Origin of the sequence: uncultured Thermus sp. (assembly GCF_938010445.1) — a bacterium.
Lineage (GTDB): Bacteria > Deinococcota > Deinococci > Deinococcales > Thermaceae > Thermus > Thermus altitudinis.
The window spans coordinates 1-13,951 of the sequence record NZ_CALLUR010000022.1; the positions used below are offsets into that span (position 1 = coordinate 1).

General features: G+C 64.3%; 15 protein-coding genes and 1 pseudogene. 7 read left to right on the forward strand and 9 right to left on the reverse strand.

Translation table 11 applies throughout. The annotated features are described in order from the left end of the window. Nucleotides 1-1,362, reverse strand: a 1,362-nt coding sequence (locus tag Q0693_RS01095; protein WP_298628514.1) for a long-chain fatty acid--CoA ligase, incomplete at its 3' end; no start/stop codon positions are given. Nucleotides 1,363-1,452: 90 nt separating this feature from the next. Between Q0693_RS01095 and Q0693_RS01100 the strand changes: the two genes are divergently transcribed. Further along, complete coding sequence (locus tag Q0693_RS01100) at nucleotides 1,453-2,079, forward strand: phosphoribosyltransferase family protein (RefSeq protein WP_298628516.1); 627 nt, start codon at nucleotides 1,453-1,455, stop codon at nucleotides 2,077-2,079. Further along, a complete protein-coding gene (locus Q0693_RS01105) occupies nucleotides 2,067-2,447 on the forward strand; it encodes a cupin domain-containing protein (RefSeq protein ID WP_298628518.1) in 381 nt (126 codons plus the stop codon). Before Q0693_RS01100 ends, Q0693_RS01105 begins: the two co-directional genes overlap by 13 nt. A gap of 15 nt (nucleotides 2,448-2,462) precedes the next feature. Here the strand turns inward: Q0693_RS01105 and Q0693_RS01110 are convergent, their stop codons facing one another. The 4 genes from Q0693_RS01110 to speD all read right to left on the reverse strand — a co-directional run bounded on the left by Q0693_RS01110 (nucleotide 2,463) and on the right by speD (nucleotide 5,999). Then, nucleotides 2,463-3,419 (reverse strand): ABC transporter permease subunit, encoded by a 957-nt coding sequence (locus tag Q0693_RS01110; RefSeq protein ID WP_298628520.1) that lies wholly within the window; start codon nucleotides 3,417-3,419, stop codon nucleotides 2,463-2,465. Then, nucleotides 3,409-4,332, reverse strand: coding sequence for an ABC transporter ATP-binding protein (locus tag Q0693_RS01115; RefSeq protein WP_243032280.1), 924 nt, complete (start codon nucleotides 4,330-4,332; stop codon nucleotides 3,409-3,411). The genes Q0693_RS01110 and Q0693_RS01115 overlap by 11 nt, the downstream gene beginning before the upstream one ends. 1 nt (nucleotide 4,333) lies before the next feature. Next, complete coding sequence (locus tag Q0693_RS01120; RefSeq protein ID WP_243032281.1) at nucleotides 4,334-5,479, reverse strand: NEW3 domain-containing protein; 1,146 nt, start codon at nucleotides 5,477-5,479, stop codon at nucleotides 4,334-4,336. An 85-nt stretch (nucleotides 5,480-5,564) separates the two neighbouring features. Beyond that, nucleotides 5,565-5,999 (reverse strand): adenosylmethionine decarboxylase, encoded by a 435-nt coding sequence (gene speD / locus Q0693_RS01125; protein WP_038057714.1) that lies wholly within the window; start codon nucleotides 5,997-5,999, stop codon nucleotides 5,565-5,567. Between the two features lie 281 nt (nucleotides 6,000-6,280). Between speD and sdhC the strand changes: the two genes are divergently transcribed. The 4 genes from sdhC to Q0693_RS01145 are packed head-to-tail and all read left to right on the forward strand — an operon-like array spanning nucleotide 6,281 to nucleotide 9,473. Further along, a complete protein-coding gene (gene sdhC, locus Q0693_RS01130) occupies nucleotides 6,281-6,646 on the forward strand; it encodes a succinate dehydrogenase, cytochrome b556 subunit (protein WP_243032284.1) in 366 nt (121 codons plus the stop codon). Beyond that, complete coding sequence (locus Q0693_RS01135; protein ID WP_243032286.1) at nucleotides 6,636-7,031, forward strand: succinate dehydrogenase hydrophobic membrane anchor subunit; 396 nt, start codon at nucleotides 6,636-6,638, stop codon at nucleotides 7,029-7,031. Before sdhC ends, Q0693_RS01135 begins: the two co-directional genes overlap by 11 nt. 1 nt (nucleotide 7,032) lies before the next feature. Continuing rightward, nucleotides 7,033-8,766 carry a succinate dehydrogenase flavoprotein subunit gene (gene sdhA, locus Q0693_RS01140; RefSeq protein ID WP_298628526.1) on the forward strand — a complete coding sequence of 578 codons (1,734 nt, stop codon included), beginning with the start codon at nucleotides 7,033-7,035 and terminating at the stop codon, nucleotides 8,764-8,766. A gap of 8 nt (nucleotides 8,767-8,774) precedes the next feature. Further along, complete coding sequence (locus Q0693_RS01145; RefSeq protein WP_243032296.1) at nucleotides 8,775-9,473, forward strand: succinate dehydrogenase iron-sulfur subunit; 699 nt, start codon at nucleotides 8,775-8,777, stop codon at nucleotides 9,471-9,473. Nucleotides 9,474-9,513: 40 nt separating this feature from the next. On the opposite strand, the gene aspS is transcribed toward Q0693_RS01145, so the two are convergent. The 4 genes from aspS to Q0693_RS01165 all read right to left on the reverse strand — a co-directional run bounded on the left by aspS (nucleotide 9,514) and on the right by Q0693_RS01165 (nucleotide 13,300). Next, nucleotides 9,514-10,782, reverse strand: coding sequence for an aspartate--tRNA(Asn) ligase (gene aspS / locus Q0693_RS01150; protein ID WP_298628529.1), 1,269 nt, complete (start codon nucleotides 10,780-10,782; stop codon nucleotides 9,514-9,516). A 114-nt stretch (nucleotides 10,783-10,896) separates the two neighbouring features. After that, the gene (locus Q0693_RS01155) at nucleotides 10,897-11,196 is read right to left on the reverse strand and encodes a hypothetical protein (RefSeq protein ID WP_243032309.1); all 300 of its coding nucleotides are present in this window, start codon (nucleotides 11,194-11,196) and stop codon (nucleotides 10,897-10,899) included. After that, complete coding sequence (locus Q0693_RS01160; protein ID WP_298628532.1) at nucleotides 11,183-12,481, reverse strand: phospholipase D-like domain-containing protein; 1,299 nt, start codon at nucleotides 12,479-12,481, stop codon at nucleotides 11,183-11,185. Before Q0693_RS01160 ends, Q0693_RS01155 begins: the two co-directional genes overlap by 14 nt. A 45-nt stretch (nucleotides 12,482-12,526) precedes the next feature. Then, nucleotides 12,527-13,300: a TatD family hydrolase gene (locus Q0693_RS01165; protein WP_298628534.1), complete on the reverse strand. Its 774-nt coding sequence runs from the start codon at nucleotides 13,298-13,300 to the stop codon at nucleotides 12,527-12,529. Between the two features lie 482 nt (nucleotides 13,301-13,782). Between Q0693_RS01165 and Q0693_RS01170 the strand changes: the two are divergent. After that, nucleotides 13,783-13,951: pseudogene (locus Q0693_RS01170) on the forward strand (carotenoid 1,2-hydratase); the annotation flags it as partial.

Here is a 13,951-nt window from a genome sequence, read left to right on the forward strand (position 1 = left end):
CTTTTTGCGGTCCACGATGTAGAAGTAGCCGTCCTGGTCCATTTTGGCCAGGTCGCCGGTGAAAAGCCAGCCGTCCTTGAGGGCCTTTTGGGTTTCCTCGGGGCGGTTCCAGTAGCCTTTCATGACGTTGGGGCCTTTGACCATGAGCTCCCCCACCTCGCCCAGGGGGACCTCCTTGCCCTCCTCGTCCACCACCTTGGCGTCCACGCTGGGGAAGGGCATGCCGATGGAGCCCTTTTTGATCTCCCCCAGGACGGGATTGGAGTGGGTCACGGGGCTGGCTTCGGATAGGCCATACCCCTCTATGAGCCGGGCCCCGGTGATCTCCTCAAAGCGCTTGGCCACCTCCACGGGTAAGGGGGCAGCCCCGGAGAGGCAGATGCGGATGCTCTTCACGTTTCTCCTCTCAATCCCCGGGAAGTTGTTGAAGGCCACGTACAGGGTAGGTACCCCAGGGAAATGGGTAACCCCATGCTTCTCTATGGCCTCCACGATGGCGTGGATCTCCGGCCTTGGGAGGAGGACGATCTTGTATCCGGAGTAGATGCCGTAGTTCATGGCCACGGTCATGCCGTAGACGTGGAAGAAGGGCAGGGCCCCCAGCATTACCCCTTGGCCACGAAGGTCCTTAGAGGTGGGGTCCCAGGCGTCAATCTGGAGCACGTTGGCCACCAGGTTCTTATGGGTGAGCATGGCCCCCTTGGAGATCCCGGTGGTCCCCCCTGTGTACTGTAAAAGGGCCAGATCCTCCGGATCCGGGGTATGAGGAGGGGCGGGGGCGTATTTGAGGAGGTCCAGGAAGGCGTGGAAGCCTTGGCGCTTGGGGTAGCCTAGGGGAAGCTTGTCCTTCTTGGCCTTTAGGGGGTAGAGGAGGTTTTTGGGGAAGGGGAGGAAGTCCTTGATACCCGTGACCACAGTGCGCTTCACCGGGGTTTCCCCCTCCACCTCCAGGAAGCGGGGCAGGAGATGGTCCAGGATGATGAGGGTTTCCGCACCCGAGTCCTTTAGCTGGTGCCTTAGCTCCCTGGGGGTGTAGAGGGGGTTTACGTTGACGCCCACGCCCCCAGCCAAAAGGGTGCCAAAGAAGGCGATGACGAACTGGGGGGAGTTGGGCAGCATGATGGCCACCCGGTCCCCGGGCTTAACCCCTAAGGCCGTTAGCCCTGCGGCAAAACGTCGGGACTTATCCCATAGCTCGGCGTAGGTAAGGGTTTTCCCCAAAAACTCTAAGGCGGTGTTTTGTGGGTAGCGATGGGCGCTTTCTTCCAGGAAGCGCCAAAGGGGTATGGGCGGTACCTCCACCTCGGGGGGTACACCGGGGTCATAGTGGGCAAGCCAAGGTTTGGAGCGGGTTTGGTCCATACCCTTGCCTCCTTCACCCCGAGCTTACCAAGAACCTTATACCGCGTTCAAGACGGTGGTGAGGTGTAGCATGGGTAAGGAGGTTTTCCTATGCGCTTCCGCGACCGCAGGCATGCCGGTGCGCTTCTTTCGGAGGCCCTAAGGCCCTTGGGTCTGGAACGCCCTGTGGTGCTGGGCATCCCTCGAGGCGGGGTGGTGGTGGCCGATGAGGTGGCCCGGGGCTTGGGTGGGGAGCTGGATGTGGTCTTGGTGCGCAAAGTGGGGGCTCCGGGGAACCCGGAGTTCGCCTTGGGGGCCGTAGGGGAGAGGGGAGGCATGGTCCTAAAACCCTACGCCTTGCAGTACGCCGACCAGAGCTACCTGGAGCGGGAAGCAGCCCGGCAGAAGGACGTTATTCGCAAGCGCTCCGAGCGCTACCGCAAGGTGCGCCCCAAAGTGCCCCTTACGGGCCGGGATGTGGTGCTAGTGGACGATGGCATCGCCACGGGTTCCACCATGGAGGCGGCCTTAGCCGTGGTCCTCTCGGAGAAGCCCCGGCGGGTGGTGGTGGCGGTGCCCGTGGCCAGCCCCGATGCGGTGGAGAGGTTGAAGGATCAGGCCGAGGTGGTGGCGCTCTCTACCCCACCGGACTTCGCCGCCGTGGGGGCTTACTACATGGACTTTGGCGAGGTCACCGATGAGGAAGTGGAGGCCCTTTTGCTACAATGGGCGGCATGAAGCCTGTGGTTAAACAGGGGGCCAGCGTGGAGGCCCGTCCCGTGGAACGGGGAGAGAAGGCCTTTATCCAGGTGCTCATCGGCCCTGAGGATGGGGCACCCCACTTCATCACCCGCAAGTTCACCATTCTGCCGGGAGGAAGGATTCCCAAGCACAAGCACCCCAGCATTGAGCACGAGCAGTACGTGCTCTCTGGGCGCATGAAGGTGCTTTTGGGGGACGAGGTGAGGGAGGTGGGGGCCGGGCAGGCGGTGTACATCCCTCCGGAGACGCCCCATGCCTATGTGAACGAGGGGGATGAGCCGGTGGAGTTCCTCTGCGTCATCCCCAAGACCAACGCCTACGCCACCGAGTGGCTGGAGGACTAGGGTTTCTGGGGCTGGTTAGGCCCGGACCTCCTGGCGCTGGAAGCTCACGTAGGCCAGGGTGAAAAGGAGGATGACCAGGGACACGAGGCCGGTGAGCTGGGGCCAGACGAGGAGGAGGCTTTGGGAGAGGGGAAGGGGGGTACCTAGCACCGCGCCCTCCAGCTGGGTGATGAGGATGGGGCCCAGGGAACGCACCGCGGGGTTGAGCACGGCGGTTAGGGTTTCCGCATACAGGGTGTTGGGGGAAAGCCGGGAGATCCAAAGGGCCAGGTTGGCCTGCTTCAGCTGGCTTTCCGGGTCAAAGGGGTCGGCTTGGAGAAGAAGGGCACCCGCTGCCAGGTCCGTGAGGATGGGGAAGAAGACGGCGAAGAAGAGCCACACCCCAATGGCCGCTAAGGCGGCGGTGGCCGGCTGGCGGAACAGCACGGAGAAGAGAAGGCCTAGGGCTAACCAGAAGCCCGCATAGGCCAAGGTGGCCAGGAGGAAGAAAAAGGCCCGCCCCATCTCCTCGCCTCCAGGAGGCACCCCCAGGGTGAAGAGGCCCAGGCCCACCACCAGGAGGAAAAGGGCGAGAAGGAGCACGGCTAAGGTGCCAAGCCCAGCCAAGAACTTGCCGAAAAGAAGGGCATCCCGGTAGATGGGCTGGGAGAGGATGCGGGAAAGCGTCCCCCTGGCGTACTCCCCGTTCACCGCATCAAAGGCCAGGGCGATGGCGGCCAAGGGAACGAAGAAGGAGAGGAAACCCACGAAGGAGGGCAAGGGGTCTTGGGCGGTGGTGAGGAGCTTGAGGTACAGGTAAGGGTCTTCCCCCACGGTCCGGCGCAGGGTTTGGGTACCGGTGTACACCGCTGCCAAGGCCGATAGCAGGATCAGCCCTTCCAGAATGCGCATGCGGATCCCCGTGAGGTGGTCGGCCATCTCCTTGAAGAAGACCGCCCAAAGCCCCGTCCAGGGGGAGCCTTCACGCCGCATGGGCCACCTCCTTGAAGTAGTGGGCGTAGACCTCGTCCAGGCTGGGACGGCGAAGGGCCAAGCCCAGAAGCTGACCGTGCTCCACGGCGATGCGGGCCAGTTCGGGACGCAGGTCACGGCTCGCCAGGATGCGGTACCGCCCTCCTTCCGCTTCCACCCGGGCCACGCCGGCTAAGGTTCGGAAGGATTCCTCGAGGCCCGGGCTGGCCTCCACCAGGATTTCGTACCCACCCCCCAAAACCCTTTGCGCCAGTTCCTCCACGGTCCCAAGGAGGGCCAGGCGGCCCTTGTGGAAAAGCCCCACCCGGTCGCAGACCTCCTGCACCTGGTGCAGGAGGTGGCTGGAGAGGAGGATGGTGATCCCCTCGGCCTTTAGGCCCTTGATGAGCTCTAGGAACTCCCGGGCGGCCTCGGGGTCCAGGCCCAGGGTAGGCTCGTCCAGGATGGCCACCTTGGGGCGTTTGAGGAGGACCTCGGCGAGGCCGAGCCGCTGCCGCATCCCTCGGCTAAACGCCGAAACCCGCCGGTCCCGCACCTCCCATAGCCCCATGCGCTTTAGGACCTCCTCAATGCGGGCCTGGGCTTCCCCTTCAGGCAGGCCAAGGAGCCGGGTGGTGTAGCGCAGGTTCTCCCAGGCGGTGAGCTCCCCGTAAAACCCCACCTGGTCGGGCAGATAGCCCACCCGGCTTTTCACCTTTAAGGGCTCCCGCATGGGGTCCAGGCCCAGGACCCGGGCCTCGCCCTTGGTGGGCTCGGTGAGGCCGAGGAGCATGAGGATGGTGGTGGTCTTCCCCGAGCCGTTGGGGCCCAGGAGGCCAAAGACCTCCCCCTCCTTCACCTCCAGGTTCAGGTCCTCCACGGCCACCACCCGGCCGTAGCGCTTGCTGAGGCCATGGGTTTCTATGACCACCATGCTACCTCCGGCCGAAACGGTTCACGGCAAAGGCCAGGACCAAAAGGGCCACGGCCATGATGCCCACCCCCACCAGGCCCCAGAGGCTGGAGCGCACCACCGTGGCCCGGTAGTCCAGGCTTTCGGAAAGGCCGTCGGCCCCGGAAAGCCTTAGGGTCACCATGTAGTCCCCGGTCACCGCCTTGGGGGAGGGCTTGATGCGGGCGGTCACCTCCTGCTCCTGGCCGGGCTCTAGGGCGTCCAGCTTGTCGGGCTCAAACTTCACCTCCCAGCCCGAAGGCTCAAAGGCGCTGAAGGAAAGGTCCTTGGCGGGGGCGCTTCCCTCGTTTTTCAAGAGGAGCTTCACCGCATTGTCCCGCCCCGCCACCACCTGGCCGGAAAGCCGCCCCTCCTTGGTGGAGAAGCGCACCTGGGGCCGGCCCGTGACCTCCAGGGTCAGCCCCAGCTCCGCCTTGGCCTCCCCGGCCACGGCCCTCAGGGTGAGGCCATAGGTGTCGGCCTTGGTGTCCTTGGGCAGGGACACCTCCACGTCCAGGTCCTTGCTCTCCCCCGCCTTGATGGGGAGGCTGGTCACCTGCTGGCCGGAGAAGGCGGGGGTGAAGGTCACCTGCCAACCCTTGGGGGCCTCGTACTCCAAGGAGACCAGGAGGTCGCGGTCGGATTCGTTTTTCAGGGTCACCCGGTAGCGGAAGGAGCTGGTGGGGGGGCCTTTAAGGATGGGGAGCTCCGCCTCGAGGCTAAGCCGCTGCGGCAGGCCCTCGCCCACCACAAGGCCGATGGGGAGGGTGGCCACCTGGCCCAGCCCCTCGGCCCGCACCAGGAAGCGGTAGGTGCCGGGCTTCACCTCTTTGGGGGGCTGGAGGCGAAGGGTGAGGGTGGCCTCGCCATCGGGGGCCAGGTAAACCGCCCGCACCAGGCGGCCCCCACCGATGAGGCTGGCCTGCCAGCCCTGCGGGGCCTCGGCCACCTGCACCCGGACCACCCCGGGGGGAAGGCCATGGTTCTTAAGGGTGAGCGTGAGGTTTACGCTCTCCCCGGGTTGCACCCCGATTTCCGGGTAGGAAGTACCCAAGGATAGGCCGCGGAAGCCTTGCGCCAAGGCCACACTTAGCGCCAGCAAACCCAGCGTCAGGAGTTTGCGCACCATACAAGCCTCCCTTACCAAGGCTAGGCGGGAAGGATGAGCCCAATATGAAACCCCCGGGAGGGCCCGGAGGAGGGAAGGGAGGGGCTTAGCCCACCCGGGCTTCCAGGTACTCCCGTTCCCCCAGAACGATCTTCCGGGCCAGCTCGGGGTCCTTGGGGAACTCCTTGCCCCGGTTGATCATGTAGGTTTCGTAGCGGCCGATCTCAAAGACCGCGGTGAGCTTTCGGAGCACCTGGGCCATGTCAAAGGCCTTGCAGGAGAAGATGTCAATGGAGAGGAAGCGCTTCTTGGGGAAGGTGTGGATGGCGATGTGGCTTTCGGCGATGATCACCACCCCGGTCACCCCGTCCTCCCCTTGGGGCCCGTAGCTGTAGACGAAGGGGGGAAGCACCTTGGTCATCTCCATCTCCTCGGGGAGCTCGTCCAGGACACGGCGCACCAGCTCAGCGTCCCGGAGCTTTTCGGGATTGGCGTCGTAGCCGTCCACCATCAGATGCGGTCCGAATCCAAAGAGTTCCATCCTGACCACCTCCTTCCCGTGCCCCCCGGGGTATCCCCCCGCGGCACGCCCCCCATTATGCCCCCCCCTCCCCCCCCTGTCAATACCTCGTTCCCGGGCGGGAAAACCCCTTCGTCCCCCCTAGGGGGGTTGGCCCCCGGCCCGTCTGGTGGGGGAAAGGGTGAAAGACCTTTGCCCTAGCGGAGAAGATAGGGGGTGGGGGTATACGGCAGGGTAAGATAAGCCCTGCCCCACACTCTCCTTAAGGAAAGTGGTATGATGGCGGCCGGTAAGGAGGTGCCATGTACAGGGGAAGAGAAGGGCAGTGGGCCTTTTACCTGCACCGGCTCTCAGGTCTGGGCATCCTGGTCTTCCTGATGCTTCACGTGGCCAACATTTCCAGCGCCATGTGGGGTCCGGAGGTGTCCAACGCCCTCATGAAGTTCTACCACCAGCCGGTTTTCCAGCTGGGGCTACTTCTCCTCATCGCCGGGGTGCTTTACCACGGGTTCAATGGGCTCAGGATCATCCTCATGGACTTCACCTCCTGGGGGGTGCGCTACCAACGCCAGCTTTGGTACGGGGTCTGGGTTCTTTTCGTCCTTTTCTACCTCCCCTTCTTGGTGAAGATCGGGGGCGGGATTTTGGGAGGTGGCCATGGCGATTAAGTCCAAGCGTTATGAGGAGGCGAGGCTCGAGGCCAGCACCAATCTGGAACTCTACTGGTGGGTCTTCATGCGCATCTCCGGGGTGGTCTTGGTCTTCCTGCTCATCGGCCACATGTGGATGAACGCCATCCTCACCGACCTCAACAGCATTGACTACGACTACGTGGCCAAGAGACTTTCCCAGACCACCTGGAAGATCTACGATCTTTTGATCCTGGGACTGGGCCTCTTGCACGGGGCCAATGGGCTCCGCTATGTCCTGGACGACTGGATTCGCAACCCTTCCAGGCGGTTTTGGACCAAGGTGGTGCTCTATGGCCTCATCGCCTTTCTTTTCGTCTTGGGAAGCCTTTCCCTTTTCAACCATGATTTCGGGGTGAACTAGTATGGCGCACAGACACGAGGTCATCGTGGTGGGTGCAGGCGGGGCGGGCCTGGCTACGGCCCTTTATGCGGCCCGGGAAGGTGCCGACGTGGCGGTGGTCAGCAAGCTTTACCCCACCCGGAGCCACACGGGGGCGGCCCAGGGGGGGATAGGTGCGGCCTTGGGCAACGTGGAGGAGGACCACTGGGAATGGCACATGTTTGACACCATCAAAGGGGGGGACTACCTCACGGACCAAGACGCCGCCGAGGTCTTCGCCAAGGAGGTCATTGAGGCGGTCTTGGAGCTGGAGCACATGGGCCTTCCCTTTGACCGTTTGCCCAACGGCAGGATCGCCCAGCGCCGCTTCGGCGGCCATACCAAGGACTGGGGCAAGGCCCCGGTGCACCGGGCGGCCCACGCCGCCGACCGCACCGGGCACATGATCCTCCAGACCCTCTACCAGCAGTGCGTGAAGCATAACATCACCTTCTACAACGAGTTCCACGTCACGGACGTCATCCTCGAGGATGGGGTGGCCAAGGGGCTGGTGGCCTACGAGCTGGCCACGGGGGAGCTGCACCTCTTCCAGGCCAAGGCCATCGTCATCGCCTCTGGGGGGTTTGGCCGCATCTACAAGGTGACCTCCAACGCCTATACCCTCACCGGGGACCTGCAGGCCATCCTCTACCGCAAGGGGCTTCCCCTCGAGGACATGGAGTTCTACCAGTTCCACCCCACGGGGCTTTACCCCTTGGGCATCCTCCTCACCGAGGGGGCTAGGGGGGAAGGGGGCATCCTGAGGAACGCCCTGGGGGAGCGTTTCATGGAGCGCTATGCCCCCACCATCAAGGACCTGGCCCCCAGGGATATGGTCTCCCGGGCCATGTACCTGGAGGTGCGGGAAGGCCGGGGGGTGGGTCCCAAGAAGGACCACGTGCTTTTGGACCTCACCCACCTGCCTCCGGAGGTCATTGAGAAGAAGCTTCCCGACATCACCGAGTTCAGCCGCATCTACCTGGGGGTGGACCCCTTGAAGGAGCCGGTGCCGGTGATGCCCACCGCCCACTACGCCATGGGGGGGATTCCCACCACCTTGTGGGGCCAGGTGATCCAGGATGAGAAGAACACGGTGGTGCCCGGGCTTTACGCCGCCGGGGAGGCGGCTTGCGTGAGCCTGCACGGGGCCAACCGCCTAGGGACCAACTCCTTGGGGGATCTGGTGGTCTTTGGCCGGCGCGCGGGGATCCATGCGGCCCGCTTCGCCAAGGACGCCGATTACCACGAGCTCACCGAGGAGCACCTGGGGGAAAGCCGCGAGCGCATTGAGCGGATTAAGGCCTCCACGGGCAAGGAGAAGGTGGCCGTCCTCCGGGCCGAGCTCCAGCAGACCATGATGGATAACGCCTCGGTCTTCCGCACCGGGGAGCTCTTGGCCAAGCAGGTGGAGATCCTCAAGGAGCTCATGGAGCGCTACCGCCACATCTCCATAGAGGACAAGGGGGAGGTCTACAACACCGAGCTGGTGGAGGCTTTGGAACTGGGGTATCTCCTGGAGGTGGCCGAGGCCCTGGTGCACTCCGCCCTAAACCGCACCGAGTCCCGCGGGGCCCATGCCCGGGAGGACTACCCCGAGCGGGACGACCAAAACTGGCTCAAGCACACCCTGGCCTACAAGGTGGCCGACGGCAAGGTGGCCTTCCGCTACAAGCCCGTGGTCCTAGGCCGTTTTGAGCCCAAGGCCCGTACCTACTAGGAGGCGCCATGCAGGTGACCCTTAAGATCCTCCGCTTTGACCCCGCCAAGCACGAGAAGCCCACCTGGCAAACCTACCAGGTGGAGGCCGAGCCCTGGGATAGGGTTCTGGACCTTCTCCATAAGGTAAAGGCAGACCAGGACGGTACCCTGGCCTTCCGCAGGAGCTGTGGCCACGGGATCTGCGGCTCCGACGCCATGCTCATCAACGGCAGGAACCGCCTGGCCTGCAAGACCCTGGTGAAGGACCTGGGAAGCCTCATCACCGTGGAGCCCATCCGGGGCCTTCCGGTGGAGAAGGACCTGGTCGTGGACATGGAGCCCTTCTTCGCCGCCTACCGGGCGGTGAAGCCCTACCTCATCAACGACGAACCTCCCCCGGCCCGGGAGCGGCTGCAAAGCCCCGAGGAGCGGGAGCGGTTTGACCACGGCACCAAGTGCATCCTCTGCGCCAGCTGCACCACCAGCTGCCCCGTCTTCTGGGTGAACGGCACCTATCTGGGCCCTGCGGCCATCGTCCAGGCCCACCGCTTCATCTTTGACTCCCGCGACCGGGGGAAGAGGGAGCGCTTCAAGGCGCTGGGCTCGGGAAGCGGGGTGTGGCGCTGCCGCACCGCCTACAACTGCACCGAGGCCTGCCCCCGGGAGATCCCCGTGACCCAGCTCATAGAGGAGGTCAAGCGGGCCATCCTCTGGGATCGCTTCTAGCAGGGGTCCCCGCCCTGGTTTTCGCCAGGGCGGGGTGGGATCAGGGGGTAAGCCGGTGCCGGTCCCGGGGGAAGGCGCGGGCGTAGCGCACGTTGGGGAGGCCCAGAAGCTTTTGCGTAAGCCTCTCCGCCCCGATGGCGAAACCCCCGTGGGGGGGCATGCCGTACTTGAAGACCTCCAGGTAGCCTTGGAAGCCCTCCAGGTCCATGCCCTTGGCCTTTAGGCTTTCCACCAGGTCCTGGTAGCGGTGGATCCTCTGCCCCCCGGAGGTGATCTCCAGGCCCCGGAAGAGGAGGTCAAAGCTGCGGGTGGTGCCGTCGGGTTCAGGGTAGGTGTAGAAGGGGCGAAGGGCGCGGGGGTAGCGGGTGATGAAAAGCCAGTCCGAGCCCCAGCGCTCCTTGGCGTACTGGCCCAGAAGCCGCTCCGCCTCCTCGGAGAGGTCCTGGCCCACGGGGTAGCCCAGCTCTTCCTTGAGGATCCTCCGGGCCTCCGCGTGGGTGAGGCGGGGTACATCCTTGGGGAAGGAGGGCCACTCGGCTCCCAGGAGCCGGATCTCGTTCCCAGCGCTGGAAAGGGCCTCTTCCAGCATTTCCTGGAGGAGGCCTTCCTCAAGCCCCATGAGGTCTTCCTCCCCCCCGATGAACCCCATCTCCACGTCCAGGGAAAGGTACTCGTTCAGGTGGCGGCTGGTGTTGTGCTCCTCCATGCGCCAGACCGGGGCCACCTCGTAGACCCTCTCAAATACCCCCACCAGGATCTGCTTGTAGAGCTGGGGGGACTGGGCCAGGTAGGCCCGGTACTCAAAGTAGTCCACCCCGAAAAGCCCCGAGCCTCCCTCGGCCCCGGCCCGCACCACCTTGGGGGTGAAGATCTCCGTGAAGTCCTGCCGGTCCAGGTACCGCCTAAAGCCCCGCACCAAGGCCGCTTGGACCTTAAGGGGGGCCCGGGCCTTCTCCCCTCTGAGGGTGACGTAGCGGTATTCCAAAAGGGTGTCGGGGCTGGCCCGCCACTCCTCCTTGGGGATCTCCACGGGGGTGGGCTCCAAGGCCGGGGATAGGACCTCCAGCTCCTGGGCGTGCACCTCGAGGCCCCCCGGGGCCTTGGGGTTGGCCACCACCTGGCCCCTTACCCTTAGGCTGGACTCGGGCAAGGGAAGCCTTTGCCCCCCGGTTACTATCTGGACGATGCCGCTTCGGTCCCTAAGGAGAAGAAACTGGACCTTTCCTAAATCCCGCCGCCAGTGGAGAAAGCCCAATAGCTCCACTTCCTCGCCCACATGGTCTTTTAAGTCCCGTACCAGAACCCGCATGCTCCCTCCTCCTAAGGTTTGGCCCCCCCGGCCATGGGGGACCGGGGGGGCCGGATGGCCTTGCCCCCCGTCTAGGCGTCATTACCCTGGGGCAGACGCATATTGCCCTAGAGTTTAGGGGGTTTCTCCCCCTAGGTCAAGGCGCTCAAAGGCCAGGACCAGGTGGGGAAGGTCCTGAGGGGGCGTCACGGCGAAAAAGTTTTCCTCCACCTGGTACCGGGCCGCCCACTCCCCTTCCACCCCGGCCAAGGTTAGAGGCCGGGCCTCTTCCTTGAGGAAACGCAGGCGCCTTAGGCGCACATCTCCTTTCTCCGAGTAGAAGACCTGGTAGACCACGCCCCCACGGCGCTTTTCCCCATAGAACCCCCCCTCTATGGGGCTTACCTCGTAGCCCAGGACCCTAAGGGCTTCCATCCAGCACCTCGAGGGCCGAGGGATCCTCCAGCACGATCTCGTAGTACCCAGCGTAAAGGACGATGCGACCCCTGGCCCGCACCTTCTTTCCCAGGTAGCTTTGCGGGAAGGGTTGTTGGAAAAGGCCATAGCTCCTGGGGAAGACCACCAGCCTCAGGTCGCTTTCCCCCGGGCCAAACCGGAGGAAGGCCACGGTGCCCCGGTCCTCCACCTGTTGGATCACCCCTTCCACGGTGGCGATGCGGCCAAAGTACTTGGGGGCTTCCTGCCAAGGGATGACGCCTTCCAGAGGGGGCAGGGCAAAGGGGTTTTCCGGAAGGCCCGCCTGAAAATCCTTTTCCATGGTGGAAAGCAGCCTTGAGAAGGCCTCGGGTGCCTCCTGGCGGGTGAAGCGCACGGCAAGCTCGCGGTTGGCGTTTAGGGAGTTGGCGCTCAGGTTCAAGCTACCCACTAGGGCTACCTCCCCGTCCACCACCAGGGCCTTGGCGTGCACATAAGGATCGGGGAGAAACCGCACCTCCGCTCCAGCCTGCCTTAGCTCCTCCGCACCCGCCAAAAAGTAGGTGTCCCCAGGTTCCCTTGGGCTTCCCACCAGGCGCACCCGGACCCCTCGGCTTAAGGCCTCCTTGAGGGCGGCCACCACCTGGGGATCGGCCATGGCCTGATGCTCCAAGAGGATTTCCCTCTTGGCCCCTTGGATGAGGCCAAGGAGGGTTTCCCGGGCGTTGCCCTCCTTTACCCCGCCCAAGGTGCGGCTTGGCGCCCAGACGAGAAGGGCCTGGGAAAGGTCCAGCCGTTTGCCCTCCCAATCGGCTTCAAAAACCCTCACCACCTCGGCCACCTGCTTGGGGTCATCCAGGATGAGGGCGTACTCCCGGTTGGCGGTGAAGGCGCTTCCCGTGAGGTTCATGGTGCCCACCCAGGCCCGCTTCCGGTCCACCACCAGGCTTTTTTCGTGAACGAAAACGAAGCGGAAGGGGGTGGTGAGCCTGACCTCCACCCCCTGGTCCTTTAGGGCTTGGAATACCGTGAGGTCCACGCGTCCCCCAGAGGGTTCCCGCTCCAAGAGGACCCTGACCCTGACCCCCCGGGCCACGGCCTGCCCCAAGGCCTCCGCCACGTCCAGGCGGCTTGGGGTCCAGAGGTACATCTTCACCAAGATCTCCTCCTGGGCCGAGGCGATGAGGTCCAGTAGCGGCTTGAGGCCATCCTCCAGTTGCACCACCAGCCTGGGAGCGGCCAGGGCCGGTAGGAGGAGAAGGAAAAAGAGAAGAAGCCGTTTCATGTTTAGCATTCTGCCCCATGCCCCCGGAAAAGGTGGGGACGTTGGCTAGGGGCTTCCCACCCGGCCAGCAAAGCGGAAGCACCTTTCGGCGTTGGCGTCGGTAATGGCCTCCATCTCCCCAAAGGGGAGCCCCCGTACCTCGGCCAGCTTTTCCAAGGTGTGGCGCACGCGGTGGGGAAGGTTGCGCTTGCCCCGGTGGGGCTCTGGGGGGAGGAAGGGGGTGTCGGTTTCCACCAGGAGGCGGTCTAAGGGAAGCCTTTGGGCCGCTTCCCGCAGGGCCTGGTTTTTCCTGTAGGTCAGGGGGCCGGCAAAGCTGAAGTAAGCGCCCACCTGGAGGCCGGCAGCCTCGAGGACCGGATGCCCCCCGAAGGCGTGGAGGACCACCTGCGGGGGCCGGTGGGCCAGAAGCCAAGCGGCCAGGTCTTCTTCCGCCTTCCCGTCCTTGCTTCTCACGTGGAGGACCAAAGGAAGCCCAAGCTCCTGGGCCAGGCTGGCCTGGAAGTCCAGGGCCTTAAGCTGGGCGGGTTTGGTCTCGGGGGTCCAGTGGTAGTCCAGGCCGCTTTCCCCTATAGCCCGCACCCGGGGGTGGCGGGCGTAGTGCCTAAGGGCTTCCGCCACCTCGGGGGAAAGCAGATGGGCCGAGGTGGGGTGGAGGCCCACCGCGGCGTACACGTTGCCTTGGGCCAGGGCTAGGGTCCTCTCCCAGCGGCTTGGGTCCACCCCTAGGGTGAGGATGGCCCTAAGCTCCGGGAAGTGGGCCTTGGCCTCCTCCAGCTCGGCCTCTTCCAGGAAGTCTAGATGGGCGTGGGTGTCGGTCATGCCGTCACTGCCTTCTTGCCCGCGCGGGCCCAAGGGCCATGTCCCAAATGTGACGACTCCCTGTTCTGAAGAACAGGGCTGCAAGATACGGGCTTCGCCCGTGACCTCGGGAATCATGAGACTGTTTGCACAGCGCCCACTCCCGAAGGCTCCGTCCGAGCCCAGAAAAACCTTGACTCCGTATCGGCAGGCGAGCGCAATGCTTCTGGCTCTGCCACGGGTGTTCGTTTGGAGTTTTACCCATCGGACTACCCCATGGAACCCCCTACTCCAAGTTTGGAGGTCCACGGGGAACGCTGTCCCCAAGAAGATCGGACCACACATCTGCCGTTCACCATGCCATGTGCCCCTGCGGGGCACGTGGGGGGTCCATGTATCCCCGGTTTGAAAACCGGGGGAGGATAACCCCCCACACCCCCCTTTTCCCTAACATGGGAAATGGCCCACATTGGGCCTGGGGCCCTTAAGGGTAAATTAAAGCCGTGTGGCGGTTGTGGCCCTTGGCCTTGGCGTTGGCGGCCTGCGCTCCTGTTCTGGTGGGGGTGGACCCAAAGCGGCTTCCCGACCCCCAGGACTGGGACCCCAAGCCCGCCCAGATGGAGTGGTGGTACGCCTCCGGCTGGGTGGAGCCTTACGCCTTCCACTTCGCCT